The sequence below is a fragment of the Pseudomonas sp. G11 genome (assembly GCF_029457515.1).
Lineage (GTDB): Bacteria > Pseudomonadota > Gammaproteobacteria > Pseudomonadales > Pseudomonadaceae > Aquipseudomonas > Aquipseudomonas gorinensis.
The window spans coordinates 6382705-6409657 of record NZ_CP120377.1; the positions used below are offsets into that span (position 1 = coordinate 6382705).

At 54.8% G+C, this 26953-nt stretch carries 27 protein-coding genes; all 27 read left to right on the forward strand.

The window, feature by feature from the left end:
* The 27 genes from P2T68_RS29365 to P2T68_RS29495 all read left to right on the forward strand — a co-directional run bounded on the left by P2T68_RS29365 (position 1) and on the right by P2T68_RS29495 (position 26936).
* Positions 1-759 (forward strand): hypothetical protein, encoded by a 759-nt coding sequence (locus P2T68_RS29365; RefSeq protein WP_106118573.1) that lies wholly within the window; start codon positions 1-3, stop codon positions 757-759.
* Entirely contained in the window at positions 759-1457 is a 699-nt protein-coding gene (locus tag P2T68_RS29370; protein WP_073451670.1) for a DUF2786 domain-containing protein, read from the forward strand. The genes P2T68_RS29365 and P2T68_RS29370 overlap by 1 nt, the downstream gene beginning before the upstream one ends.
* A 110-nt stretch (positions 1458-1567) precedes the next feature.
* On the forward strand, positions 1568-2173 hold the full coding sequence (locus tag P2T68_RS29375; RefSeq protein ID WP_234427181.1) for an HNH endonuclease signature motif containing protein: 606 nt from the start codon (positions 1568-1570) through the stop codon (positions 2171-2173).
* The gene (locus P2T68_RS29380) at positions 2157-2375 is read left to right on the forward strand and encodes a hypothetical protein (RefSeq protein ID WP_056791344.1); all 219 of its coding nucleotides are present in this window, start codon (positions 2157-2159) and stop codon (positions 2373-2375) included. Before P2T68_RS29375 ends, P2T68_RS29380 begins: the two co-directional genes overlap by 17 nt.
* A complete protein-coding gene (dnaB, locus tag P2T68_RS29385; protein WP_073451674.1) occupies positions 2372-3721 on the forward strand; it encodes a replicative DNA helicase in 1350 nt (449 codons plus the stop codon). Before P2T68_RS29380 ends, dnaB begins: the two co-directional genes overlap by 4 nt.
* Positions 3722-3883: 162 nt before the next feature.
* Positions 3884-4405 carry a hypothetical protein gene (locus P2T68_RS29390; protein WP_020303015.1) on the forward strand — a complete coding sequence of 174 codons (522 nt, stop codon included), beginning with the start codon at positions 3884-3886 and terminating at the stop codon, positions 4403-4405.
* A complete protein-coding gene (locus P2T68_RS29395; protein ID WP_020303014.1) occupies positions 4402-4641 on the forward strand; it encodes a type II toxin-antitoxin system HicA family toxin in 240 nt (79 codons plus the stop codon). The genes P2T68_RS29390 and P2T68_RS29395 overlap by 4 nt, the downstream gene beginning before the upstream one ends.
* The gene (gene yejK / locus P2T68_RS29400) at positions 4641-5642 is read left to right on the forward strand and encodes a nucleoid-associated protein YejK (protein ID WP_056791339.1); all 1002 of its coding nucleotides are present in this window, start codon (positions 4641-4643) and stop codon (positions 5640-5642) included. Before P2T68_RS29395 ends, yejK begins: the two co-directional genes overlap by 1 nt.
* Positions 5643-5676: 34 nt before the next feature.
* Entirely contained in the window at positions 5677-5913 is a 237-nt protein-coding gene (locus P2T68_RS29405) for an Arc family DNA-binding protein (RefSeq protein WP_056791336.1), read from the forward strand.
* Positions 5910-7676 (forward strand): ParB family protein, encoded by a 1767-nt coding sequence (locus P2T68_RS29410; RefSeq protein ID WP_056791333.1) that lies wholly within the window; start codon positions 5910-5912, stop codon positions 7674-7676. The genes P2T68_RS29405 and P2T68_RS29410 overlap by 4 nt, the downstream gene beginning before the upstream one ends.
* A gap of 27 nt (positions 7677-7703) precedes the next feature.
* On the forward strand, positions 7704-8411 hold the full coding sequence (locus tag P2T68_RS29415) for a DUF2857 domain-containing protein (protein ID WP_056791329.1): 708 nt from the start codon (positions 7704-7706) through the stop codon (positions 8409-8411).
* Positions 8408-9718: an STY4528 family pathogenicity island replication protein gene (locus P2T68_RS29420; RefSeq protein WP_020303009.1), complete on the forward strand. Its 1311-nt coding sequence runs from the start codon at positions 8408-8410 to the stop codon at positions 9716-9718. The genes P2T68_RS29415 and P2T68_RS29420 overlap by 4 nt, the downstream gene beginning before the upstream one ends.
* Positions 9715-10725, forward strand: a complete 1011-nt coding sequence (locus P2T68_RS29425) for a hypothetical protein (RefSeq protein WP_277378660.1) — start codon at positions 9715-9717, stop codon at positions 10723-10725. Before P2T68_RS29420 ends, P2T68_RS29425 begins: the two co-directional genes overlap by 4 nt.
* Positions 10726-10732: 7 nt before the next feature.
* On the forward strand, positions 10733-11458 hold the full coding sequence (locus P2T68_RS29430) for a PFL_4669 family integrating conjugative element protein (protein WP_106118572.1): 726 nt from the start codon (positions 10733-10735) through the stop codon (positions 11456-11458).
* A 5-nt stretch (positions 11459-11463) separates the two neighbouring features.
* Positions 11464-12003, forward strand: a complete 540-nt coding sequence (locus P2T68_RS29435) for a DUF3158 family protein (protein WP_106118575.1) — start codon at positions 11464-11466, stop codon at positions 12001-12003.
* 15 nt (positions 12004-12018) lie between these two features.
* Positions 12019-12474 (forward strand): single-stranded DNA-binding protein, encoded by a 456-nt coding sequence (locus P2T68_RS29440; RefSeq protein WP_056791322.1) that lies wholly within the window; start codon positions 12019-12021, stop codon positions 12472-12474.
* A 103-nt stretch (positions 12475-12577) separates the two neighbouring features.
* Positions 12578-13021, forward strand: coding sequence for a hypothetical protein (locus tag P2T68_RS29445; protein WP_056791318.1), 444 nt, complete (start codon positions 12578-12580; stop codon positions 13019-13021).
* Positions 13022-13081: 60 nt separating this feature from the next.
* Entirely contained in the window at positions 13082-13279 is a 198-nt protein-coding gene (locus P2T68_RS29450; protein WP_073451677.1) for a CrpP family ICE-associated protein, read from the forward strand.
* A gap of 97 nt (positions 13280-13376) precedes the next feature.
* Positions 13377-15281: a type I DNA topoisomerase gene (gene topA / locus P2T68_RS29455; RefSeq protein WP_106118571.1), complete on the forward strand. Its 1905-nt coding sequence runs from the start codon at positions 13377-13379 to the stop codon at positions 15279-15281.
* Positions 15282-15389: 108 nt separating this feature from the next.
* A complete protein-coding gene (locus P2T68_RS29460) occupies positions 15390-17270 on the forward strand; it encodes a hypothetical protein (RefSeq protein WP_106118570.1) in 1881 nt (626 codons plus the stop codon).
* Positions 17267-19222, forward strand: coding sequence for a DEAD/DEAH box helicase (locus tag P2T68_RS29465; RefSeq protein ID WP_106118569.1), 1956 nt, complete (start codon positions 17267-17269; stop codon positions 19220-19222). The genes P2T68_RS29460 and P2T68_RS29465 overlap by 4 nt, the downstream gene beginning before the upstream one ends.
* Before the next feature lie 165 nt (positions 19223-19387).
* The gene (locus tag P2T68_RS29470; RefSeq protein WP_106118568.1) at positions 19388-20530 is read left to right on the forward strand and encodes a TcpQ domain-containing protein; all 1143 of its coding nucleotides are present in this window, start codon (positions 19388-19390) and stop codon (positions 20528-20530) included.
* Positions 20530-22338, forward strand: coding sequence for a PilN family type IVB pilus formation outer membrane protein (locus P2T68_RS29475; protein ID WP_277378661.1), 1809 nt, complete (start codon positions 20530-20532; stop codon positions 22336-22338). The genes P2T68_RS29470 and P2T68_RS29475 overlap by 1 nt, the downstream gene beginning before the upstream one ends.
* A 3-nt stretch (positions 22339-22341) precedes the next feature.
* The gene (gene pilO2 / locus P2T68_RS29480) at positions 22342-23673 is read left to right on the forward strand and encodes a type 4b pilus protein PilO2 (RefSeq protein ID WP_106118566.1); all 1332 of its coding nucleotides are present in this window, start codon (positions 22342-22344) and stop codon (positions 23671-23673) included.
* Positions 23663-24232 carry a type IV pilus biogenesis protein PilP gene (gene pilP / locus P2T68_RS29485; RefSeq protein WP_073451680.1) on the forward strand — a complete coding sequence of 190 codons (570 nt, stop codon included), beginning with the start codon at positions 23663-23665 and terminating at the stop codon, positions 24230-24232. The genes pilO2 and pilP overlap by 11 nt, the downstream gene beginning before the upstream one ends.
* Before the next feature lie 12 nt (positions 24233-24244).
* The gene (locus tag P2T68_RS29490) at positions 24245-25804 is read left to right on the forward strand and encodes an ATPase, T2SS/T4P/T4SS family (RefSeq protein WP_056791293.1); all 1560 of its coding nucleotides are present in this window, start codon (positions 24245-24247) and stop codon (positions 25802-25804) included.
* The gene (locus P2T68_RS29495; RefSeq protein WP_056791290.1) at positions 25794-26936 is read left to right on the forward strand and encodes a type II secretion system F family protein; all 1143 of its coding nucleotides are present in this window, start codon (positions 25794-25796) and stop codon (positions 26934-26936) included. The genes P2T68_RS29490 and P2T68_RS29495 overlap by 11 nt, the downstream gene beginning before the upstream one ends.
* Positions 26937-26953 lie beyond the last annotated feature (17 nt).

Sequence of the window (26953 nt, forward strand, 5' to 3'; positions counted from 1 at the left end):
ATGGCAAAGCCCTCTATCACCGATGCTCGCAGCATTTCTGCAGACGTCATCCTTGAGATTGGCAAGTACTACAGCGCTCAACAATTACGCAGCTTGCAAGCCAAACTTAGTGGTACCGCTCGTGACATCCATTCCCTGACAAGTGGTACGCATCTACCCGGCCGTATAGGCGCTCACTTGAGCTTTGAACAGCGTCAGCTTTTGCAGGACGCCGCGAAGCTTATTGAGTCAGTAAACTCGAACATACGGCACGCAAAGGAGAAGCGCGGCCGCGACGAAAACGTGGCCAAGCGGCGTCAACAAGCACGAGATGCAGAGGCTAAGCGACTGGTAGCTGAAACATATCTGAAACCTTTCGTCCCTGACCCAGCAGCTCTGGAACCTCTCCTCGATATTCTTAAAACAGCGCTGACGCTCAATCGCGCAGACGTTTTCAGGAATGGTTATTCCCCTGGTGAGTTCAATCTCAGGCTCCGTGATTACCTGTCGCCTGCCCGAACACGAAAGCTCATTGGCTGGACCAGCCCAAATGCGTTCTGGATAAGCACGGTGCTCTCCCTGCGCAATGACGTTGTGCAAGCTATCGAGCAGGAGATTGCTTACGACGATGGTTCCAGCGTCCAGGACCGTCTCAATGTGTTGAAACAGAAGGTTTTGGACTGTCGCGCCCAGGTTTACCTCTCAGTGGATGAAGAGGAAACACTGCGTCTTTGGTCAGAGGCACTCTCCCCTCGTGTCCAGCAGGAAGGGGGTGAGTGATGGATAAGCAACGAGTTCTTGAAAAAGTTGCTAAATGCTTTGCACTGGCCAACTCCAACGGTGCATCGCCGAATGAAGTAGAAACAGCGCTTCGTCAAGCCCGAAACCTGATGAAGCAGTACAACCTCGAAGCCATCGAGGTTGCGGCTCATACGGTTGATGAAGCGAGCGTTGCCACACATACCCGCCGGGCTCCACAAGATTGGCTTCACCTGCTCGCTCAGACGTGTGCGCGAGCGTTCGATTGCCAACACATTGCCTACTACAACCCTTTACAGGGCTGGTCCTTCAAGTTCCTGGGCAAAGGTATTTCGCCAGAGCTCACTGCACACGCGTATTCCGCACTGCTTCACCAATTGGTGGCAGCACGCCGTGAGCATGTAGCCCAACAAAAGCGATGCCAACTGAAAACCAAGCGTCGTCGCGGCGCTCTGTTTGCCGAAGGTTGGATAAACGCCGTGAGTTACAAAGTGGCTCAATTCGCCGGCTCTATGGACAGTGAAGCAAGCGAAGCTATCAGCGCCTACTTGGAACACCACCATCCAATGCTGAAAACCTTCGAGATCCAGTCCCGTGAAGCCAAAGGCCACGATACCGGGTCGCTAACCGCAGGTTGGAATCAAGGGCAAAACGTTCGGCTCCACCACGGTGTAGTGAAAACAGGCTACACCGCTCTCATTTCCGGAGGTGGGCAATGACACGTCAATGTCTGTCCCCTCTGGCTAAGGCTACCTTGGAGCATGCGCGCTCCCGATTGGGTTTTGTGCCGGTTCAAAAGCATCATATTTGGAGTGAGGCTGAGGAGCGCATGCTCATTGCCCGCTATCCCAACGAAACGACCCAGGCTCTGGCCGATGAAATCGGACTCAGCGTCTATCAGGTCTATGCCAAGGCCAAACGCCTTGGCATATCCAAGAGCGCTGAATTCCTAAGCAGCAATCTCTGTGGCCGATTTGATGGTAGCTCAGGCACGGACCACCGCTTTGCCAAGGGCATGACCCCTTGGAACAAAGGCGTCAAGGGACTCCCCTCAGTCGGCCGCATGGCAACAACACAGTTCAAGGCAGGAAACCGGCCCGAGAACTGGCTCCCGATTGGCAGCCTGCGCACAACACCAGACGGGTATCAACAGCGAAAAATCACTGACACCGGCTACCCACCAGTTGATTGGCAAGGTGTGCACATCCTGCTGTGGGAAGAGCACTACGGTCCCGTGCCCATCAACCAATGCGTGTGCTTCAAGGACGGTAATAAGGCCCATATCGCTCTCGACAATCTAGAGCTGCTCACACGAGCGGAGCGTATGCGCCGCAACACCATCCATCGCTATCCGGAAGAGCTGAAGTCCGCCATTCGCGCCATCGGCAAACTCAAGCGCACCATTCGTGAGGCTGAACATGAAAAACAAGATTGAGGATCTCCGTAACCACCTGTTCGCCACTATTGAAGGCCTGCTGGATCCAGACAAGCCAATGGAGCTAGATCGCGCCAAAGCCGTGGCCGAAGTTGCGCAGGTGATGATCAATTCGGCCAAGGTCGAAGTGGCGATGGTGAAGGCTCTGGACGCGGTTAGTGGAAGCGGCTTTATGCAGATTGGTCAGGAGCCCTTGAAATGAACCACCTCGACCTCTCCCCCCCCCACTCCGTCGAGGCAGAACAAGGCGTATTAGGCGGGCTGCTGCTCGACAATAACGCCTGGGATCTCGTCGCAGACAAGCTGGAATACTCGGATTTTTTTCGGCACGACCATCGGTTGCTGTTCGGGACTATTGCCAGCCTGGCCGACAAAGCCATTCCATTCGATATCGTGACCGTACATGACGCATTGGAGAATCCCGACGAAGCGGGTGGCCTCGCTTACCTCGGCGAATTAGCCAAAAACACACCGTCAGTGGCCAACATAGAGCACTACGCATTCATCGTACGTAACCGCTCTCAGCTCAGGCAGCTCATGACCCTGGGCTACCAGTGCTCTCGCGAAGCTACAGATCCGCAGGCCGACGCCACGGAAGTTCAGGAGTCCATCGAGCAGCAACTCTTCGCCTTGGGGGAAGGTAAAAGCGCGTCGGAGTTCGTCAACATCAACAAGTGCCTGACGGCGGTCGTCGAGCAAATCGATGAGCACTTCAATGGTGATGTAGTGGTGACCGGCGTGCCTTCAGGTCTGGACGATCTGGACGAGATGACGTCTGGTTTCCAGGAAGCCGACTTGATCATCCTCGGCGCACGTCCGTCGATGGGTAAAACATCTCTGGCCTTGAACTTTGTGGATACAGCGCTGCAGGCAAAGCCTGATCGTACGGTCCAGGTTTTCAGCATGGAGATGCCCGCTAAAGCGCTGCTCTATCGATTGATGGCCATCCTTGGCCATCTCGACCTTGGCAAGCTATTGAAGGGCAAGCTCGATAACGAAGACTGGCCAAAACTGACCGCCGCAGTTTCGCGCATCAATAGCTACGGTGAGCGCTTGGTCATAGACGACTCATCAGGTCTTACACCTGGTGCGATCAGGGCCAAATCCCGCCGTGCGGCTCGCCGGTTCGGCCACCCGAGCCTGATCCTTATCGATTATCTGCAGCTCATGCGCTGCCCAGGTCAAGAAAACCGGGCGAATGAAATCAGCGCTATCTCCCAAGCACTTAAAGCGCTGGCCAAGGAGATGAACTGCCCTGTAGTCGCTCTTTCTCAGCTCAATCGTGAACTGGAACGCCGCCCGAACAAGCGCCCTATCAACGCCGATTTGCGTGATAGCGGCGCCATCGAACAGGACGCGGACCTGATCATGTTCGTGTACCGCGACGAGAAATATCACCCGGAGACCGAACACAAAGGCATTGCAGAAATCATCATCGGCAAGGCTCGTAACGGCCCGACCGGAACGGTGCGCACCGCCTTTATTCCACACCAAACCCGCTTTGCAAATCTCAGTGCCAGCAGTGGCTGGCAAGGGGTTCAGCCATGAAAAATACTCCCGCTATCTCTCATTGGTGCCGTCATTGTGACGGTCACCATCCGATACATCAGGTGAGTGGAGTTGTACCGGCCTCCCCTGACGGTGAAGTGGACGTGCTGATTTGCCCAACCTGCAATAGCTATGACATCGAGGAGCTTCTGGAGGTGTCAGATGCACAGTAACGTCTCCCTTTTCCCAAGCATTCATGCCGGTGCCGGGTTCGAAGCCTCGGCCGTGGTTCACGCTCATAAAACGGGGATCAACCCCGTTGAACTGGACGCTCTTGCTCAATCGATTGGTCGCCTTGCTCGTGACCACAGCACAGTAGTCCCGTTGAGTATGCGAGGCGATCTTCTGGAGTTTCAGGAACTCGGCTACATCGAGGTATCCGAAACAGCAAGCTCAACGCTTACCGTCGAACTGCTCTGCGCAGGTGCGTTGCTCTCAAGCTACTTCTGGTCGGTTTGGGTTCCCCGTCATCTCCAAAGCTGCTCGTTGAAAGTGGCTGTGATGTCCCACCTGCAACATCCAGAGCCAGTTCAACACTGCAGCGTTGTATTCCGCGTGCCAGGCGCACGTGAAGCAACACGTCAATTTCTACATGAGTTGGGTACCAAGTTTCCTGGTGATCAGGCTGAAATCATTGCGATTCAGGCCGGCAACGTTCTGGCAGACAAGGATGTTGACCAATGACCGTCAGCCGTTTACGTGGACAGCACGAGAACCTTCGCTATTTGGTGGAGTTTGCTGAGGCTAACGGCTGGACCGTCTCTCGAACTCACGGTGGCCACATCAAATTCACCAAAGCTGGGCTTGGGTCCATTTACACCTCGTCGACCTCAAGCGATCACCGCTCAGGCCTCAACGCTAAGGCCCGACTTCGTCGCGCTGATCGGACTCAACCTCAACGTACTCAGGAAGCCATCTAATGCCTATTCGTCATTGCATCGTTCACTGGATCGACAAGAAGCCCGACGGCACACCTGCGGTCCTGGATGCCAGCCAACACGAATTGGCGAAGTCGCAAGCCCTAGAAAATATGCTGTCCGACTTCAACGAAGCCTACAACGCAAAACAAGGTAAAGCGTGGGGCTTCTTCCATGCAGAGTCCGGCGCATACCCTTTCAGTGGCTGGCTAAAGATGTACTTCGACGGTAACCAGGACTTCACGCAGTTTAGCCTGGAGGCAGTCGAGCACCTGCAACGATTGATGGAAGAGTCAAATCTGTCCACGGGTGGCCACGTTCTATTCGCGCACTATCAACAAGGCATGACCGATTATGTGGCGATCGCCATGCTGCAACACAGAGAAGGCGTCATGGTGACGGACGATTTGGACGTATCCCCATCGCGTCACCTAGACCTTGGCCAACTGCACCTGGCAGCGCGGATCAACGTGTCCCAGTGGCAGAACAACAAGCAATCCAAGCAATACATCTCATTTATCAAGGGCAAGAGCGGCAAGAAGTTTTCGGAGTACTTTCGCGAGTTCATCGGCTGCCAGGAAGGCGTCGACGGCCCGGGCGAGACCCGCACCCTGCTCAAGGCTTTCAGCGACTTCGTTGAAAGCGAAGACCTGCCGGACGAATCCGCACGCGAGAAAACCAAGACCCTGGTGGACTATGCCAGCAGCCAGGCCAAGCTTGGCGAGCCCATTGGCTTGGAAGAACTGTCGAGCTTGATTGATGAAGATCGGCCAAAAGCGTTTTACGACCATATCCGCAACAAGGATTACGGCCTGTCGCCGGAAATCCCGGCGGATAAGCGCACCCTCAACCAGTTCCGCCGTTTCACCGGCCGCGCCGAAGGCTTATCCATCAGCTTCGAAGCGCACCTCCTGGGCGACAAGATCGAGTACGACGAGGCTTCAAGCACGCTCACCATCAAAGGTTTGCCTACCCAACTCAGTGATCAGTTGAAACGTCGCTGAACATACCCCTGCCCGATAAGTAATGGAGAACGCTATGAGCAATGAAACCAAACGTCAGCTCGAAGAAAAATTCGTAGTCCGCCTTCCGGACGGAATGCGCGAGCGAATCGCACTGCAGGCACGTGAAAACACCCGGTCAATGAACTCGGAAATCGTTCACCGCCTGGAAGCGACCGCGGGGCTTGAAGCCGCTTTGGATCGAGCCCACAAGATCATTGACCAACTGATGGCTGCAGCTCCGGCCAATGAGCAAGCTGGGGCAAGAGTATGAAACCGTCATTGGCACAGACTATGAAAGAAAAGCTGCAGCTTCCTGGATTTGAATCCAAGTCGCCAGCTGCTGCTCGCTTGAGCGACCCCATCGTCGACACACCGATGTTGCTGACATTGGACGATACGCTGCCGTATGACGAAAACCCACGGACCACGCGCAACCCTAAATACGACGACATTAAGGAGTCGATCCGTCAGCGTGGCTTGGATACGCCACCGCCAGTGACCCGTAAGCCTGGTGAGGAGAAGTTCCGAATCCGGAACGGAGGCAACACTCGCTTGGCGATTCTCAACGAATTGTATCGTGAGACTGGGGACGAGAAATTCTTCAGGTTCCACTGCCTGTTTCGTCCATGGGATGCAGTCCGGGGGGAGATTATTTCTCTCACCGGGCACTTGGCCGAAAACGATCTGCAGGGGCAACTGCTGTTCATCGAGCGGGCAATTGGTGTCGATAAGGCAAGAGCGCTATATGAGGAGGAAGCAGGCGGATCGATATCTCAAAGTGAACTCTCTCGACGTTTGAAAGCTGACGGGTATCCGATCTCTCAGCCCCACATCAGCAGAATGCAAGATGCTATTCGCTACTTGCTTCCTGTAATTCCTGCAATGTTGTACTCCGGCCTCGGATTTGATCGAGTTATAAAACTGTTAGGTTTGAGAAAAACCGCCCTTCAGTGCTGGGAGCGTAATTATCAGCAGCATGGAAACGAGCTGCCTCTTGAATTCGAAACAGTCTTCCAAGATGTTCTGTCTCAGTTTGAGGGAGATGCCGAAGAGTTTCTGTTTCAGCGCTTCCAGGACGAGTTGATAGCTCAACTGCAAAAGCCGCTGAATCTCGGGTACGAGAAAATCCTGCTGGAGATTACCCAGAATCAGGACCAATTGCGCAGATCCACACCGATACTCGAACTGCCTCAACCCAGCTTAACCTTGGGTGGTATTCCGCAGGGTGTTAGCTCGACCGAGATCGGTAACCCTCCCTCTCAAAATCCGGCACAACAGTCGCCCGCCCCCCAAACCGGGGGAGCGATTCAAACCAACACAGCACAACAAAAAAGCAAAGATCCAATCAAACCGCAGGTTACGCCACCTCCATTGGCGCACATGAGTCTCGAAGAGCAAAAGAGTCGGCTGGACGGGCACATTGCGAGTCCAGTGACGACTTCGGCAAGGGTCGAAAAGATGAAGCGCGAAGTCGCGGCGCTTGATGGGGAGATTCTGCCTGACTTCGCGGCCAATGCTTTGGTGGCCATCCCGGTTCAAGCCGGTGGACTGAATCCCATTTCTGACCTCTGGTACATCGAACGCGAGATCGATAATCCCGTCACCCTGCGTCAGCATATCGCTCAGTTGGCACGGGAAGTTGCGACCACAGTCAATGCACCTGGTGAATTCCTGGACCTCGACGGAGGGGTGGGCTTTAGCTATCGACATCCAACTGAAGACGTCGAAGTCACCGCTACAGCCCAGCACACTTTGACGCTGCTCCAATCATTGAGCGGCTCAATCGCCATCGCGCTGAAGATGATTCAGCAACAGCCTGAACAGGCTGGTTCACTTGCCGATTTCGAATTTGCTGCAGGTCTCGGCCAGATCCTATTGGGTCAGCCCTATGCCAAGGATCAATCTCCAGAGAACACGAATCGTCTGAGCGATGGCGCGCTGGTGAAGCTCTTTCGAATTATTCGTCTCGCAAGACGTTTGATCGACTTAGAAATCAAGTCAATGGCCAACAACAATCCGAGTTCACCTAGCTGATTGGGTCGATGGCAGGGAGAGAGTCGTATGTCCAAAACACCTATCAATGAAGCCATCCTGTCTCAGGTGCTGCACCACATGCGCAACGGCCAACTCCGTCGCTGCATAGAGATGGGATTGGAGCCCGAAATCTTGGCCCAGCTTCAACAACCTTCGGTGCTGAGCTTGCTGCTTAACACTCCCGTTTCCTGGTGCAGTGTCACGATAGATGGAGACATGGTGAAAAAGCTTCTGACCGGGGCTCAACGATCAGACGAGGAAGTGCGCATGATTGAACGTGCTCTTCGACTCGGGGCAACGACACAGATGCTGCAACAGTTCTTTGGCTTATCCCCCCAGGATGTTGCCCTTCAACGCCTGGTGATTGGCGTAACAGCACGCCGTGGCCGGTGGCGAGAGTTTAGCGAAGAGATGGATGCTCAGCTTTGGTACCGCTGGACCCATCTGATGAAAGAGCATCAGGTTGAGCTGGATGACAGCCTGGCGTTGCTGGACGTGGCCATGCTGGTGGCAGAAGAACTCAATGCTCCACAGGGCGCCGACTCAATTGAAGGCACGGAAAACCTCAGTTTAGCGATAATCTGGCACCGCGTTCAGTCATGGATCAGAGACGGCCTTTATCCGCCTTCGCATCCAAGCGCTGGATTTACAAAAGGTTTGAAGCTGGTGTCATCGGCCAACCATCAGTTGGCCCTACCAGTAGTTACACTGGGGCAAGGTGACAACGACCTATGAAGTTGTCCCGGCTCCCCTTCTCGACACTTCTGGACTCTGCATCAGGGCATCTTGAGGCTCATCTGCGTCAGAAAAAAGAGTCGATGCCCCCGGGGATTGAGGGCTCAGCGCCCTACTCCGGCATTATTTTCAGCGGTAACCCTCATGAGACAGTTCCTCGTCGATTGCTTCTGGATGATCGACTGTCTCCGCTTGAACGAAACGCCTGGCAGGTATTTCGCCTACTGATCAATGACGACGGCCTGACGGCGTTCCCCACCTATGAGCAGCTACGGCCATACCTGGGCATGCTACCCGGCAGACCGGCGTCCCGTGAAACGGTATCAAAAGCCTTGGTCACCCTTCGCCTGACTCGCTGGCTCAGCCTCGGTCGTCGCGTGCGTAATGACCTCAGTGGTCAGGTTCAAGGCAACGTCTACCTTCTTCACGATGAACCTGTAACGCCTGGTGAAGCGCTGGAGTTCGACAAAGACTATCTGCAGTTACTCGCTCAATCGATGGAGCATCAGACCAAGGCGATTCGTGAAGTTGCTGAAATAGCCTGGAAGGAGTTCGCCGCAGATCCGGAGGTTGGTCAGCGATTACCGACTCGGTTGAACATCATCGAAGCTCGCTTGAACAGTCAGCCATGGGTTCAGGCAACAGCCCTTCAGCCTTTGACTGCTCCCGAGTTCGGAATCCGAACTCAGCAAAATATAGCTGCCTCCACACTGAGTTCGGAATCCGAACTCAGTGAATCCAGCGGTAAGCGAATCGCTTTTGAGCTGAGTTCGGAATCCGAACTCAGCCGTAAATCACTGAGTTCGGACTCAGTTCGGAATCCGAACTCATATAGTACGTATACAGATACAAACAAAGATGTTTGTAAAAGCTCTGTACATGTACCGCCCACGTCAGATGACACGGCTGCAGACCTCCTGGATGCCCTGCACCGGCTGCCCACGGATCAGAAACAGAGTGCCCTTGTGGCGTTGCAGAAAGTCCCACCAGAGGTGAAGCCTGCGCTCATCAAGCAATGGGTGCACCGTTGTGACACGGGAGGCGTTCGAAACCCTTTTGGGTATCTGATGACGCTTGTCGCCACGGCGGTACGAGGTGACTTCAACAGCAATTGGAAGCCAGACGACAAACCACGTCTCAACCACATGAACACGGGTAGCCCGTCGACGGGCTCAAGCACCGTTGAAGTTGCTCAACCGGTGAAAGCGATGGTGACTCCACGCAATCCGGAATCGATACAAACCGCCAATCAAACACTGAGCGAGATGCTGCACCTGCTAAAGCCCAATCGGAGCACACATTCATGACTCCGGACGGAAATGTCAGTCAGCCAAGCTATGCCGCCCGCATGGCGCTGACCAGACTTGATACCGGTTATGGCAGAGAGCTGAGTGATTCGGGCCGAATCATTCAACCAGGATCCCAGGTCAGCGGCATAGCCGAGCTGAGTGTTGCTGCCCGCAACACCCAGCCAGGATTCGATATCGGTGGAGGCATTCAGCCAAGTGATGCGGCCCGCATCACCCTGACAGAATCCGTAATCTGTGGTGGCCGTCGGCTGAGTGCTGTGGCCCACACCACTCACCAGGGATCAGATACTCCAGGTGGCAACTCAAAGCTATGTGGGCCACATAACTACCGGCTGGATGATGCGGCCCGCATCACCCTGACAGAATCCGTAATCTGTGGTGGCCGTCGGCTGAGTGCTGTGGCCCACACCACTCACCAGGGATCAGATACTCCAGGTGGCAACTCAAAGCTATGTGGGCCACATAACTACCGGCTGGATGATGTGTCCCGCATCACCCTGACAGGAACCGTGATCTGTGGTGGCCGTCGGCTCAGTGCTGTGGCCCACAACACTCAACAGGGATTCGATACTCCAGGTGGCAACTCGAAGCTATGTGGGCCACATAACTACCGACTGGATGATGCGCACCGCATCACCCTGACAGGATCCGTAATCTGTGGTGGCCGTCGGCTCAGTGCTGTGGCCCACAACACTCAACAGGGATTCGATACTCCAGGTGGCAACTCGAAGCTATGTGGGCCACATAACTACCGACTGGATGATGCGCACCGCATCACCCTGACAGGATCCGTAATCTGTGGTGGCCGTCGGCTCAGTGCTGTGGCCCACAACACTTACCAGGGATCCCGGATCGCTGACGGCAGTCAGACAGACAATGTTGCTTCTCTCCTTCTATATATAGACGCCTCAACAAATCCCCTTCCGTCTGACTATGGATTTAATGCTGCGTCCGTAGCAGCCCAATTGCAGCATGGCCATGTCAATCCTCTTTCCAAGGAATAACTGCACCATGGCTGACAATTACCGGCTCAATATTGGCTCACTACGCAGCGATGTGAAGCTCACCCTTCACACCCATCATGCTGCACGGATCTGGATGGGACGCCCAAAAAACGATCTCAAGGTCGGCATCATCGGATTGTCGGGCTTCTGCACTGTAGTCAACCGCATGTCACGTGGCGCCCAGCAGGATGATCCGTATTCAGACTGGTGGATGATCCAGCTTGAAGAGAAGATCCACGATTCAAAGGAGGCACTCAAAACCATCGAAGATCGTCTCGATACAGCCATGGCTTCCCTCCCCCCGGCCATCAGTATCAGCGAGAACCTGTCCATCCAGCCTGTCAGCCTCCCTCTATACATCGCCAATCCACTCGGCTTCCAAGCCGTGTACCTACTGACCAACTACGACGAAATTGTCAGGCGCATTTTGCTGGCCCAGCACGTCGGTCTGGTCGGTCGTCACGACATGGAAACTTGGATCGATGAAGGCGCTGCCGTGCTGCGCAGACTTTTTGGTCTGGCCCAGATCTATAAATACTCCGGCGCTGCACGCGATGACTTCGCCGCCAACAATGCCAAGGCTGAAGCAGCCCGCAAAATGTATGAGCGTTACGGAGAACTGCCGCAGGACATCCTGGAAGGCACCCGCCGCTCCAACTTTGCTCCCCCCATCATTCGCGGCCAACAGCAATCCGAGGCGAGTGATCACTTTGATGATACCGAGGAAGGCTGATGGTCATGGGCCAGACGTCCTCAGAAGACGGCGTGCTGCAACAGACTGCCTTCCGACCACTGCAACAGGATGCCTTCCAGCGACTGCAACAGGCTGCCTCACTAAAAGGCCTTTTAAAGCCTTTTAAAGGTAAGGGGGAGCTAAGCCAATTTGCCGATCTATGCCTGGTCCAAGAGTCGGGATTAAAAGCACTTGCCCAGGAAGTGCTGAGCCAGGCTCGCCGATATCCATTCACCCTTGTGCCAGTTCGACTGACCGAACAGAACACCCAGGCCGGTACCCAATTTCTGAGATGGCAGCAGGTGACGGACCGCCGAATGGGCGTCGGTGTTTGGGCAGACATGATGGGTTCATCCAGAACACCAGAAACCATGCTGCAGGATTTGTACGCAATGGAACTGCAGCGCATCACGCTGAACATGCAAATGAGCTTGATGCACTCAATTGCCAAACAGGCCGCCGATTGCGCCGAAAAAATGGGCCAGGCAGAGGCCGTGTACACCGCTCGACTGCAGAAGCTCACCAATCAAACGCAACATCCATAACCTCGGAGAATACTCATGTCCACACCCGTACAAGGCTGGGAAGGCAATATCGGCTCCACCCCGGAATTCAAAGAGTTCGCCAACGGCAACAAGGACCCACGGAGGCTCATGCGGGTCAACGTCTACTTCGACAACTCGATTCCGGACGGTAAAGGCGGGTATGAAGATCGTGGGGGGTTCTGGGCGAACGTCGAGTGGTGGCACAAAGATGCTGAACACTACTCGCACCTGTTTCAGAAGGGCATGCGCGTGATCGTTTCCGGCCGAGCCGTAATGGATCGCTGGGAAAAAGATGGGGAGGAAAATGCGGCTCTGAAGGTTCAAGCCTCGCGGGTCGCCATCTTGCCGCACAGGATTGCGAGCGTGACCCTGTCACCGTCGCAGGGCCAAGGCAGCCCGTCACGTGATCAGTCCAGTCCGCAACCTGCCCCTGATTTCGACGACTACCCGGACCCCGACCGTCCGTTCTGATTGCAGGGGCTTAATTTTGGCCCCCCAATCGTGAAGCTCGTGGTGGAGGGAAAAACATCAACGTCTTTCCCTCCCCAATCGTGAAGCCTTAAGGTGTATGACAATGCGGGACGATGATGAGGTGAGGTGTCCAGATGGATGGCTTCTGGTAGCAGCGGATCACCCCACGTTGGGACGGCTGTACTGGCGGTACTGTGATGAGAGCGACGTCAACGCAGCAGACTTCTACGGTATCACCGACAACATTCGACTCGCCTCCTGGATAAAAGCTGGTTGGCGTGATAAAGACGTCTGGGCTGATGACTACAGTGACATGAGCTCATTCGTTGCACGAAGATTCATACAAGAGCTTTTGAACCCTGATCGCTACGACACCAACTATTTCGAACTTTTCAACTGGGATGATGAGTCTGAGGATCTTGAGCTTCATGGCGATTTACACGATTTTCAACGACGAAGTGGTCAGTCCGTTGAGTTCTTCGTGCATTGGCTAAGGGCCACCAACTGGTTCGACATCCCGGCACCTGGCTGCAACACCCTCCCGTAAAAAATCGCGCCAAGCGCGGATCTGCTGGAAGATGAATTTGAGCATCGTGGAGCAACCGCCATGGGTGATAACGCTTTCTTGCCTAAAGCCACTGACAGGCGACGTTGCAACAATCCTCACCTGACGGTTTTTGCCACTGGTGCGGCCGCTGCGCGGAAAGGGCTACGGGTGTATGACTGCCCTTACCAACACCCCGCTATGCGTGCGTCATGGCTAAAGGGCTTTGCCCAGGCACAGCAGCTTTCGCTGGACCTATAGCCGCATAATGCCCTCCCCCACGCACTGACCATTTCCTATTGAAGCCCTACCCGCCTGACGCAACAGTCCCGCTCTGATTATCTGAGAGGGACACACCGTGAAGCTATTGATCATCGAGGCACCTGGTAAGCTGAAAAAGCTCCAGCCAATGATGAAGAAGCTACGCCCAGGGGAAGACTGGCAGGTGGTTGCCAGTGGTGGGCACATCCGCGACCTGCCGGCCAAAGGTCAGGACGACAGCATGATCACCACCGGAGTACGTAAAAACTACACGCCGGTGTACGAGATCCTGGATAAGAGCGCCAGGGCCGTCAAAACGATCAAGGCCGCAGCGAAACAGGCCAGTGAAATTTACCTCGCAACCGACCCTGATCGTGAAGGTGAAAGCATCAGCTGGCACATCCAGCAGGTACTGGCGGTCAAAAACTACAAACGCATTACATTCAATGAGATCACTCTCAAGCGCGTTGAAGAGGCACTGGCCAATCCTCGACAAATCGATCTGAACAGGGTTGCCTCACAAGAATGCCGGCGTGTTCTGGATCGCTTGGTGGGTTACCTGGTCACCCAAGAGTTGCGGCGCCTAATGGGTAAACCTACTTCTGCTGGCCGCGTTCAATCACCCGCCGTCTTTCTGGTAGTTTTGCGCGAGCGCGAGATCCGCAACTTTCAGGTGATCAATCACTTTGGCGTTCGTCTGTTCTTTGCCGATGTAAGTCGGGGCACCATTTGGTATGCCGAGTGGCAACCGGTACCGGATTTCGCAAGCAAGGACGTCCCCTATGTTCAGGATAGCAACCTGGCTCAGCACGTCGCTGGCACTCGAAATGTGGTGGTGGAGTCCTGCGAGGATCGCAAGGCCGAGCGTCATCCTCCCGCACCATTCATCTCATCGACTCTTCAACAGGCCGCCAGCAACGCGTTGAAATGGGATCCGGACAAAACCATGCAGGTGGCCCAGCGCTTGTACGAGCAAGGCGTGATCACTTATCACCGGACGGACAACCCCAATGTTCCGGATGAAGCCATGGCGGATGTTCGAACGGTGGCCAACGCTCTTGGATTGAAAGCCGTAGATGAACGGCGCACGTTCAAAGCGGCCGAAGGCGCGCAGGAAGGTCACCCTGCCATTACACCGACCTATTGGTCCGAAAGATCCGCCGGTGAAAACGATGACGAACTGGCCCTGTACAAGCTGATCTGGGTTCGGGCATTGGCCAGCCAGCTTGAGGCCGCTATCTACGACGTGCGTACTGCGAAACTGCTCGCTGTTGGTCCAGGCGGCAAAGCCCTGCGCTTCACTGCATCGGGCAAAACACTCTGCCATCCGGGATGGATGAAGGTGCTCAAGGGCGATGATACGGATGAAGAGGAAGACGCAGAAGCAGACAACCCTGTGCCAGCGCTCACTCCAAAACAGATTCTTTCGGTCCACAGCGGCGAACTGCTGAAGAAGAAAACTCAACCACCGTCACGCTACACCAAGGCCAGCCTGATCAAAGAAATGGAACGGCGCGGTATCGGTCGTCCAAGTACGTTCGCCTCCATCTTGAAGAACATCACCAGCAAAGGACTGATCGAGGAAAAGAGCCGCAAACTGGTACCGGCGCCTCTGGGGGAGGAAACGATCGCGAAGCTCGAAGGGTTCTTCAGTTTCGTGGAGCTGGATTTTACGCGGGAATTGGAGCGCGACCTGGACAAAATCGCCCAGGGCCAAGACACCTACGGCGCCGTCGTTGCACGTCTGCATAAGCGCCTGGAAGAGGAACTGTCTCAGCAACGTGGTATGCCAAGTGTGCCAATGGCGTCAGCTCCACGCCCAGCCACAGCCGGTGGCGCTTTCAACTGTCCCAAATGCAATCAGCCTCTCGCAAGGCGTCAGAAAAAAGGGGACGGCGGCTATGACTTCTGGGGCTGCACCGGGTACAGGTCCAACGGCTGCAAAGTCAGCTTTCCCTCACTGAATGGCAAACCAGACTTCGATAAACCCAGAGGGGTTTAACTCTTACTACCGAGAGCATAATTCACTGCTAACGGTGTTATGCATTAACGCTGGAACCTACCTCTTCCGTACCTGACATTCCTCTGCGAATAGCGGAGGAGGTCACGGGTGAGCGAACAGAAAAGACAATCGGTGTTGGGACTGCGCATCTTAGCGCCGAAGCTGGAAAAGTTCTCAGATCGCCAGATTGAAGTGGCCCAGACTTGGGCTTTGCATTTTCAGATCTCACCTTCCCTCCTGACCTCGTTCATCGAGCACTACCTCAACTCTAATGTCCACTCCCGCTGCTGGTGTGTGGCATGGGACAGTACCAATGCTCAAACGCGCCAGGTTCTGGCCAGGATCGGCAACCAGCTTCAGTACTTCGACGGCCAGCAATTAATGGCCTGCAAGATCGTAACTAAAGATCGCGTACATAAAAAAAAGCCGTCCGTCCAGGTAGCCCAGCAGCTGCTGCTGAGATTTAAGGGGCGTTGGTTTGCTGATGTGCTTCTGACGTCGTTTTGCAAGTCTGCACGAGCGGCAGCAGTTGCGCTCGCGGTTGAGGATCTGGGTAGTTTTATTCGCAAAGGCTCGGATGCGTCGGTAAGCAACAATCGTTACTTCAACCCGCGCACGCAGTTTTACTTGAAACAGATCGGCAGCACGCTGAAGCAGTATTGCCAGTGCCTGGACCAGGAACTTCTATTCGCTATTCGTTCAGCGCAGTGCCCTTCCCCAAAGCTCTATAACTGGCTGGCTCAAGGGGACCGCGTACGTCGACTACAAGCCCTCAAGGTTCAACCGGTGCTAATCCCTCTCTTAGTTTTGGCCAACCAATGGCCTTGGCCATGGGACGAAGAGCAAAAGATTTTCCTGGAAAGCCCATGGGATGAACTTCAAGAGTTTCGACCTATCTTGCGCGACGACGACTACTGCGTGGAATCCAGGGAATGCCTAGTGGGCCGTATCACGGACGCTGGCCTCCCCCTGAACGACATCTTGGCATGGCTCTTACAAGCTCCAAGAACATCAGTTCGGTACTTGGGCCAACAACGCGTTTTTGATACCGGCAGCGCATTGACGCGAATAAGCCGTGAAGGTCCGGATACTCCGTGGCATCGATTGCTGCTTGGAGCAGCAATGGTCAACCGCCGCCCTTCGACTAAGACGCACTGGAAAACCTTTTTTGCATTGCTGGATAAGATTCCCTATCAACTTTTGGAGCAGACAAAAGACTGGAGCAGGTTGTTCTCAGGATGTCCGACAGAGTGGTCCAACCCTGATTGGCTTCAAATTGCTGATAGGCTGCAAGATCTGAATGATGTTTTTAATAGCGTTGATGAAAGCGACGGACCCGACGCCCGTGACGCACTGCAAAAACTCAAAAGCTTCATAGGTACTGCTACCTATCACCAGATCGCCAACTTAGTGGATGGCTTTCACCTGGCACTGATAGACATACGTGAAGCTCTTGATGCCGCAGATCCCCAAACAAAAGCGGACTCTTCAACGCCCTGGAGGACGCTGCTTAATTCGAACGACACACTTCTCGTAAGCCCGAATGGGCTGCAAATTGTCGAGCTGAAATGCCCAGCGGACCTTGATGCAGAACATCGAGCGCTAGGCCATTGCATTGATGGTTACGACTACAGCGCTTATCGAGGCAACTGCCGTCTTTTTTCAGTACGCGAAAACGGACAATCATTGGCCTCTGCCGAAATCCAAATGGATGAGAGTGCCTGGGGCAAGACACCGGCAAAATTGACTTCTAAACACTTGGTCACGATACAGCTGAGAGGGCTCCGCAATCGCACACCTAGGTCGGGCTCAAGGGTTGACCGGGCTTACCAATGGTTTTGGGCAAAGATCAAATCAGGTGAGATCGAGGTCAACCTGGAATGGCCCGACCACACACTATCCATGCCCCGCTATACAAATCGAAACCGGAAAAAGCTGCACGCTCAAGCGTGCACAGAATGGATCAACCAGCGTTTGAGTAAAACATGAGCCGTCCGCGCCTTTTGAATAGTCGGCCCCATCTGGTCGAGAAGGTTATTTTCGACGGTTATGACTTCGGGATTCTGCTGCAGTACGTCGAGGGGGCCAACCGCCTGTTTCTTGAGCGTGATGGGTTCTACATACGCCGTGCGGAGCATCCTCAACATCGCTACTGGCGAATGCCCAAGGGTAAATTGCTGGATGACCTGGATCTGCTCTTCCACCGTCTGATGGAGTTGACGGAAGGCCGTTTCAACGAGAGCTGGCAGACCTTCTCTGCAAAGCTTGCAGCAGCACAACAATCACCAGACCGGCAAGCATTCACCTGGGGTCTAACGTTTCGAATTGCTCCACTGGCTCAGGGCGGCATTCTGCTGTCGGGCGACTATCACCCTGGAGCCGTCGCGGTATCTCGACGTATGCACGGCGTGTTCCTTGGCCAGTCGAAGTCTTGGCGCATTGATTCGACCGCCGAACTGGTGCGTTCCAACCTCATTCTTGAGTTGGGGCTTTCTGAAGATCAGTTTGAGATCCTGGACACCGTGCAGGAGCTGCTGACCGACGGATCCATTGTTCCGGCCGATGAAGTCACCCGCATCAGCCTCGGAGGTCCGCCGCAAGAGCGCGCAGCCCCAATCGGAAATGAAGAGGTCTCAACAGACGTTTACCTTGCCGCTGTGCCATCCATCCAGCGAACCGAGTTCACTAGCGAGCAAATCGACCAGGCGTTGACGGGGCATTCATTGCTGGACCATCAACCGGCAGGCATCCAGCATTTACTGCAACGAACCAGCGCTTTACTCGCTGATGACATGGGCCTAGGGAAAACACGTCAGGCAATCATCGCCGCGGCTATTCGAGCGGGAAGCAGCCCCATCCTTGTCATCACCTTGTCGACTCTGATTATCAACTGGCAACGTGAGATCCAGATGGTGTATCCCGAAGCCAGAATAGGCCAGCAGGTCTTTGATCCCTCGTTGCAGTGGACCATCGTTAACTACGAGCGCTTGGGCGACTATGTCCTGCAGGCCGGCCATTTTGAGGTGATGATCATTGATGAGGCTCACCGCCTGAAAGAGCCCACCGCAGCGTGGACACGCCATGGCTTCGACATTGCCGCCAAGGTGCCCAATCGCTATTTGTTGACCGGTACGCCCGTCCTGAATCGAGAGTCAGAACTTCACACGCTATTGCGGCTTTCCGGGCATCCCGTTGGGAAGCTGTCACTCAAAGAGTTCTGCGAACAGTTCGCCGGCAGCCCAGAGTTTCGCAAGAACCTTCGAGAGGCGATTGGCGACTGGATGCTTAGGCGCCGCAAAGACGTGCTCACGGAGCTCAAGGGTAAGCAACGGCAGACTTTGCCGGTAGAGCTGTCAGTCGAGGAGCGTCGTGAATACGACCGGATACGCCTTGAAGACAGACCAAGTCTTGCCAGGCTAGGCTCGCTGCGCCAATTGCTGGAGCAGGTCAAGGTTCGAGTCGTCATGGAGCTGCTGTGCGAACTGGATGTGGAAGACAAAGTCATCTTGTTCTGTGAGTTCAAAGATACGGTCGGCACTCTGCGTGCTCAGTGCGAGCAAGCCGGATACAGTTGCGTCACGGTGGTAGGGAGTGACTCCGTCGGCAAACGCCAAAAAGCGATCGATCGTTTTCAAAGCGATACTGACACCCGAGTGTTCGCAGCAACCACCTCTGCCGCCGGTACCGGAAATAACTTGACTGCTGCCAATTATGTGATGTTTCTGGGGTTGCCCTGGACGCCTGGATTACTGGATCAGGCTGAGGATAGAGCCTACCGGAATGGGCAGCTACGCATGGTTGTGGTGAAAATCCCGCTGGTGGAGAACACCATTGATCAGATGCTCTGGCAAATGCTGCTTGATAAACGCCAACTGGCGAGTGACCTAATCGAGCCCGATGCAGCGGCCAAAACTAGATCCGAACTGCTGACTTACTTGTAAGCAATTCAGTAGGCTTTCTCCAAGACTGAATATCACAATGTTATTGGCAGACAGCTTGGTTTAGCGCTCGCATAAAAACCCTAAGACTCAGTTCTCTATTTCCTGCTGCGTCGTCAATGACTGGCTGTCACTGTGCCTCCATCATCAAAGGGGGCCTTTCGGCACATGATCAGGCACTTCACCACACTCTCCCTGCTCGCACTCGTTGCCAGCTGCGCAACCCATACGCCACAGACGCCTAAACCGGCGTTTGATAGCAGCCGTAACCCGGACATGTTGACGCCGGACCTCTACCCCAGCGGCGCCGTGCCTGAAAAAGAGCCCGTCGTGCGCTACGGCCGTTACACCCTGGTCAGTACCTTGCCTGACTCGGGTCAGCGTGACCTGATGGCTCAGATCATTGACATCAGCATTCCTGCCAACATGCACCCCAATGTACGCGATGCTATGCAGTACGTCGTGGACCGTTCCGGATACACGCTGTGCTCGCCCGACACCGGTCACGTCAACATCCTTTACACGCGTCCACTCCCCGCGGCCCAGTACAAGCTTGGACCCATGACACTGCGCAATACGCTGCAAGTACTCGCTGGTCCGGCCTGGCAGGTGAAGGTGGACGAAGTGAATCGCCAGGTGTGTTACGTGCTGCGTCCTGGTTACCAGCTCCCGGAAACATCGCGCACTGCTCCAACCCAAGTGGCAGCCATCTCCGTACCTTCCACTCCATCGGCTGCAGCGACTCCGAAAAACACTACCAGCGGCGAAACGCCCAGCACCGTTGTGGTCGCCGCCGTACCCTCACCGGAGCCGATCAAAACCGCTACTGCAGCACCTGCAGCTGCAACCCCAGTATCTACCCCAGCAGTGCCAGCCAAGGATGGCTCTATTACGACCTCATTCGGGAAAACCACATCGAGCCCGGCAGTCACCTCGCCGCTTAACGCTTCCACCACTCAGCCTGCAAGCATTGAGAAGTTTGGAAACGTTGCCCCAAGTACCTCAGTCGCGTCAAAGCCTGCTCTCGCGGTGGTAACCGCTCCAAAGCCGCTGGCCCAGATATGGACGGCGACCACTGGCTCAACACTTCGGCAAACCGTGGAAGCCTGGGCAGCAAGGGCTAAGTGGACGCTTATCTGGAAGGTCGACGACTTGGATTACCCGATTGATGCACCGCTTCGATTCGAAGGCAGCTTTGAGGATGCTATCAAAGAGATCTTTCCGCTGTACGACTCAGCCCCACGGTCATTCATCGTAGACGGCAGCCCGGCACCACAGCAGGTGGTTTACATCGCAGAGAGGAAAAAATGATGACTGTACGCCTCTGGATTCGAGGCACAGCCTCATTACTGGTCATGGCTCTGATCAGCGCCTGCTCGCTGCAGCGCGTGAATGAGTCGGCCAGCCGTGCCGAAAACGACGCAGCGACCGCCTCCCAATACAGCCGTTTCTTGCGCAATCAGCAACAAGAGCCGGCACGCGAAACCGTCGTTTTCAGCGACAAGCCATGGGTCTCAAAACAACCCCTGGTCGCCAAGCGCGGTTTGCCGCTGGCCATGGATTGCGACATTACTTATCGCCCTTCTTACAACGTTGGGATCGCAGAGGTCGCGAACTACATCACCAGCGAGTGTGGCGTTCCAGTCATCGTGGCTCCAGATGCGATCGATCCAAGCGTCCTGTCCATTCGCAATCAAGGTAACGCAGGATCTAATTCGCCACCGGTAATTGCTCCGCCGGATAACCTGTCCAGTTTCATGCCAGCCGGTGTCATCGGCACCATGCCGAGCAACGCCCGATCTTCGGGTATGGATGGGTTCTATGCACCGCGTACATTCCCAATTAAGTACAGCGGCAAGCTTTCTGGTTTGTTGAATCAGGTGACCGCTCAACAGGGCCTGGCATGGAACTATTTATCCGATGATCGCAGCGTGCACGTCACCTACTTCGATACCAAAACGTTCGATGTCTGGGCCTTTGGTGATGATCAAGTCATCGAAAGCACCGTGAAATCCGGTTTGCTGACATCCACTGGCAGTGGCAGCTCAGGAGGGGGTGGCGGATCTTCATCATCAGGCGCTTCGGGCGAGTCTGGCAGCAACCAGAGCACCACCGTCTCAATCAAGACATCGCTGATCGGTGACATTGAAAAGAACGTCCAAGCGATGCTAAGCCAGCAGCCGCAGGGTCGTATGTTCCTTTCCCGGTCTACTGGGACCTTGACGGTAAGCGATCGCCCAGAGGTTCTTTCCAACGTTTCGAAGTACTTGACCTCCCTTAACCGCAGTATTACCCGCCAGGTGCTATTCAATGTCAAAGTCTTTGAAGTAACCCTCACCGACAAGGATCAAACAGGCCTAGATTGGTCTGCGGTTTACACTAATCTGAGCAGCAAGTGGGGCTTTTCCCTAAAAAATGCCACAACTGGAATTACCACTAATGCGGTCTCCAGCTCGTTCAATGTTTTAGATACCTCCAAGTCACCTTGGGCTGGCTCGAATCTGATCATTAAAGCGCTATCTGAACAGTATCGAGTTTCAAACATCCGTTCGCCCTCGATCACAACTTTGAATTTACAGCCTGCACCTATCCAAGTCGGTAACGTGCAAAGCTATATTGCCTCAAGCTCTACTACCACAACGGCCTCGGTCGGATCGTCCACATCACTGACTCCCGCAACGATCACCAGCGGGTTCAACATGATGTTGCTTCCTCGCATTATCGACCAGGACAACCTGCTGCTGATGGTCACTTTGAGCATGAGCAGCAAACCCACCTTCACCCCGTTCACCAGCAACGGCTCCAGCGTTCAGACCGTCGATTACGACACCAGGAACCTGTCTCCCAAAGTCAAATTGCGCAGCGGCCAAACGTTGGTTCTGACCGGCTTTGAGGAGAACAGCGAAAACGCGACCAAGTCCGGTGTCGGTGATCCTGGATTCTTCGGCCTGGGCGGTAGTCGCATCCGCAGCACGGATCACAACGTGCTGGTCGTGCTGATAACACCTGTTGTTGATAGCGACACTGCAAGCCCTAGCGCCCTGAGTATTCCTGCAGCCAATGATCCGTGGGGCTCTTGCCCCAGCCCTTTGCTGCGTTGCAGCGCATTTAAGGGGTAATTCATGGTCGCGGAAATCGCAAAAAGCACACGCTCTGCACGGGTTCAGGTACTGCTGCATAGAGGGAAATCGTTCGTCACGGGCCTACGCTGGCATCCATTGGGCAGCGTCACCGGCCACATGAAAGAAGCACGGCAGTACGGCCGTGAACACCAGTTAGATATCGTTGCCATTCGCAGGACACCGGCCATCATCCAGGCCGGTTTCGTTGCGCGCAGTGACGAAGTCACAAAAGGCATGTACTCCCTCGCAGCGACGCTCGCTGGTCAATTGGGAGACTCGTGGATTGCGGCCTGGAGAACGGACGCTGACCTCGACCAATACGCCCTTGTCGCTGTGTATCAAGGAGGTGTGATTTCTGGATGCGACATGATCGGCACCGGTGCCGAGGTTCGTCGTAGAGTCGTTCAGCAACGCAGTCGCGGCATCAACTTCGACCAAGAGTACCTGCCCACAGAGTTTGAAATGGGTGGTCAACCACTGGACGTGGAAGAGCTACTGCAACCCTCGCACCTGAAACGCGAATACCGGCTTCGACCACTTGTCTTTGGGCTGTCCAAAGCAGAGTTGGTGCAACTGACGATTGTTGGTGCGCTGATCGCTGCCGGCATCATCGCTTGGGTTCAATGGCAGAGTCATCAGGACCGGATTGCCAAAGAAGCAGCTTTCCAGGCCGAACAACTTCGCCTGGCAGAGTTAGCCAGGCTGCAGCAAGAGTCTGGCGTCGAACAGCTGCCCCAGGCGTTGGAGCACCCTTGGGCTAAACGCCCTTCTGTCGACAATTTTCTGGAGCAATGCAGCCGCGTTATTTATCAACTGCCGCTTTCTATTGCGGGATGGGAATTCACAGACGCGCTTTGCAACGGCGCCCAGGTGGTTTCCTCATACAAGCGTTCCGGCAACAGCACAGCTGACAACCTCATCAAAGCAACCCAGGGACATTTCCCAGGCGGGCCAGCCTTTGACGAAAGCAAATCTCTGGCGCTCCTAAAAATCGACATATCGCTACCTGCTGCTGGTGACGAACCTCTCAAGGCGACTGATGACATGTTGGCGAACTTGTCATCGTGGCTACACAACTTTTCGCAAGAACCCACATTTAAGGAAATCCCTGTGGTGGTTCCAGTAAAGCCCGCAGTGCCAGGCCAACCTGCGCCACCTCCACCGCCACCTCCTCAGTGGAGACAGTTTGAGGTGCGTTATGAGACTGGAATAACGCCGCTGGACGCTCTCACGGGTGCACCCGCTCAAGGCCTACGGTTGAGCGAAATAAAGACCAAATATGAGACTGGCCACCTTCGTTGGACAGTGACAGGTGACCTCTATGCGAAATAAAACTGTGCGTTTTCTCTGTTCGGCAATTGCTATCGCTCCATCACTGGGCTGGACGGCAGAAGCCAATCTCTCAGGCATCAATGTCGGGGAGCTGGCTACCGTTCAGAGTCAGACAATTCTATTTAAAGCCCAAGCTGAGAGAGCAGCAGCTGAGCGGTCAATCAATGGCGAAGACAACCATTCAACCGCTCAGTCTCCAGCCTCATTCGTCCCTCAAGGCCTCCTCCCCCCCCCTATTACCGCCACACGCGCTACCGATACCCAGCAAGAACTGCCTGTCGTTAAAGCCATATTCGGCTCCGCAAGGCGGCTGCGTGCCACTTTGCTCTACAGCAGCGGATTTGAAGTGGACGCTGACGCCTCGTCGCGGGAACTCCCAGGAGGCTACCGCGTGGCGAACCTCACCCTGGATAGCGTGACACTTGAACGTGATGGCAAGCGCTTCCCGCTCGGGTTTTCCAATATTCCACCGGGAAGCGCCTCCAGTAGTAGCAACCCGGTCTCCAGTAGTATCCCGTCAGCCAGCACGCTGCCCGGGTTTATCCAAGGACAGCGGTGAGGGTACGAGCCAATGACGACTTTGACTGAAATACATACTGAAGCGGAACCAGTTCTCGATGAAGCCGCTGCCGCGCTGCTGAATTCACACCAGCAATTGCTCACCGCGCCTGGCGGAGCTTTCGAGCTTAGACCGGAGTTACGTCAGCTTTGCGCATTGACCAGCGATGGAATTCTGTATGTGTCCGCCCAGCACCAAACGGATGCCTATGTCATGGCATTCGAGGATGAGTTAGAACACAAGAATCATCAGTTTGAAGTCAAGATCTGCCCGATGAGCACGATCAAGGCGCTCTACCAGGCGAATGACGACGCCAATGGCAGAGCCCTCTCGACAACCGAAACCAAACGCCAGGCGCAGGTGGTGCAGCTGCTAGGCAAAGCCCATCGGGATAATGCCAGCGATGTTCACTTTGTGGTGGGTCAGGACATCACCAGGATCTTCTTTCGCATCCACGGGCTGTTGTGGGAGGCAGAGCAGCATCAAAGTCAGGTGGGCCTTGAGCTCTGCTCATCCCTCTACAACAGCATGTGTGATGTTGCAAAAGACCACTACCAGCCACAAGTCAGCCAGGACGCACGTATAAAACGATCCTATGTGGATCAACTTGGTCTGTTCGGTGCTCGGGTTGCGACCAGGCCGCTCGTAGAGGGTCCTTTGATGGTTCTGCGTCTGCTGTATGACGACAAAACCAAGATGACCCTTGAGGCCCTCGGTTTTCTCCCTGAGCAAATTGAGGCGTTCAGCCGTATCCGCAGTCTTCCTTATGGCGTGAACTTGGTCACCGGTCCCACAGGATCCGGCAAATCTAAGACTCAGCAGGTCAACTTGAACCTTCTCTATGAAGAGTGTGGTGGCACAAAACACATTTTGACCCTGGAAGATCCACCTGAATATCCAATCATGGCCAACCAGTCCCCGTTGGGCTCAGGGGAGACCTGGAGTGATGGCATCACCAATACGATGCGACTCGATCCGGATGTCTTGGTGTATGGGGAGATCAGAGACCTGGCCTCGGCCCAAGCGGCTTATCGTGGCGGTATGACCGGGCACCTGGTGTCTTCCACTTTGCACACCAATAACTCAGTGGCAGGGCTTCAGCGGCTAATCGACATGGGGGTAGACCGCTACCTTGTGACAGATCCCGCGCTGACGACCAGCATCGTCAATCAATCCTTGCTTCCCGTGCTGTGCCCTCACTGTCGTGTACCTGCCGCTGCTCATCTGGACCAGCTCAACGGTGCATTGGCGCAACGCCTCCACATCCTGGATGCGGTCGATCTGACCTATCTCAAAGGCCCTGGATGCCCACACTGCAAAGGTTTGGGCGTCATTGATCGTACGGTAGCCGCAGAAGCGCTCATCACAGACCTCAATTTCATGCACGTTTTCAATAAAAAAGGGGCCAGTGCAGCACGTCGTTACTGGGTGAAGGAAATGGGCGGCATCACCAAAACTGCCCACACAATCTTCAAGATCAAACAAGGTTTGGTAGATCCACGTCATGCAGAAATGATGGTGGGGCCCTTGGACTTTGACCGGCAAACCCTGGAGCTCGCTCATGATGAGTGACGTCAGAGCGATGCTGAACCGCTGGGCAGAAACCTTCTACGCCAAACAGTTCGGTAAGAACGAGCGAATCCAATTCTATGAAAGCCTTATGGGCATCCATGGGGATGGCGTTTCACTTGAAGATGCCCTGAATACTGTTGCGCGAGCATTCAGTGATAACGGCCAAAAACGGCATCCCGTATCGATTGCCTGTCGTGAAATCGCGCAATCGGTCAAAGGAGGAAAGTCGTTCAGCGTGTCATGCGAAGGCTGGGTGCCTTATGACGAAAACTCTTTAATCGCTTCTGGTGAGGAGACCGGCAACCTGGTGCAGGCCTTTCGAGACTGCGTGAGGATTATTGAAATACGCCAGAGGATCGGCAAGCTGGTGGCCTCAGCCACGGTTTACCCTTCGGTGGTATGGAGCGTTATGGCAGCACTGCTGTATGTGATCGCCGCGTGGATGGTGCCCTCCATGACACGTCGGTCTAACCCCGAAGCTTGGACGGGTGTACCGGCGTTTCTCTACGCCCTATCGAATTTCGTGACCCACTACGGACTGGTGACCCTGATCGCGGTCGTCATCTTCATCCTGGTATCGATCTTCACCCTGCCGGTTTTTTGCGGACTTCAGATCACGGCCGCCAGCCCGTCATGGAAGCTACAGTTGAACAAATTGCTCCAGGTCCTGAGAGTTCGGGCAGAGCGCCTTCCCCCTTGGTCGGTCTACAAGGCGCTTCACGGCTCCATCTTTTTGCTCAACATGGCCGTAATGTTGCGCTCAGGCATCAACCAGCTCGACGCATTGAAGTCGCTGCAGCGCAACGCATCTCCGTGGCTCAAGGAACGGTTGAGCGCCATTCATTACGGCGTCAGTGCCGGCAAGAACTTCGGTACCGCCTTAAAACTCGCGGGCCATGAATTTCCAGACCCCATGGCCATGCATTTTCTTGAAGTGCTCGCCACCCGCAAAGGCTTCGCCGAGTCGATGGAAAGGTTTTCCAACCGTTGGCTGGAGCAAACGCTCCAGCGTGTCGAGGCCATCGCGAAATCGCTTATTGGGGTGTCCTCGATGGCCATGGGAATCATGATGATTCTGGTGGTGATCGGCATCTTCCAGTTGGCCGGCAATGTGACAGAAACGCTTAAATAAACCCAAATGAGGTCGTA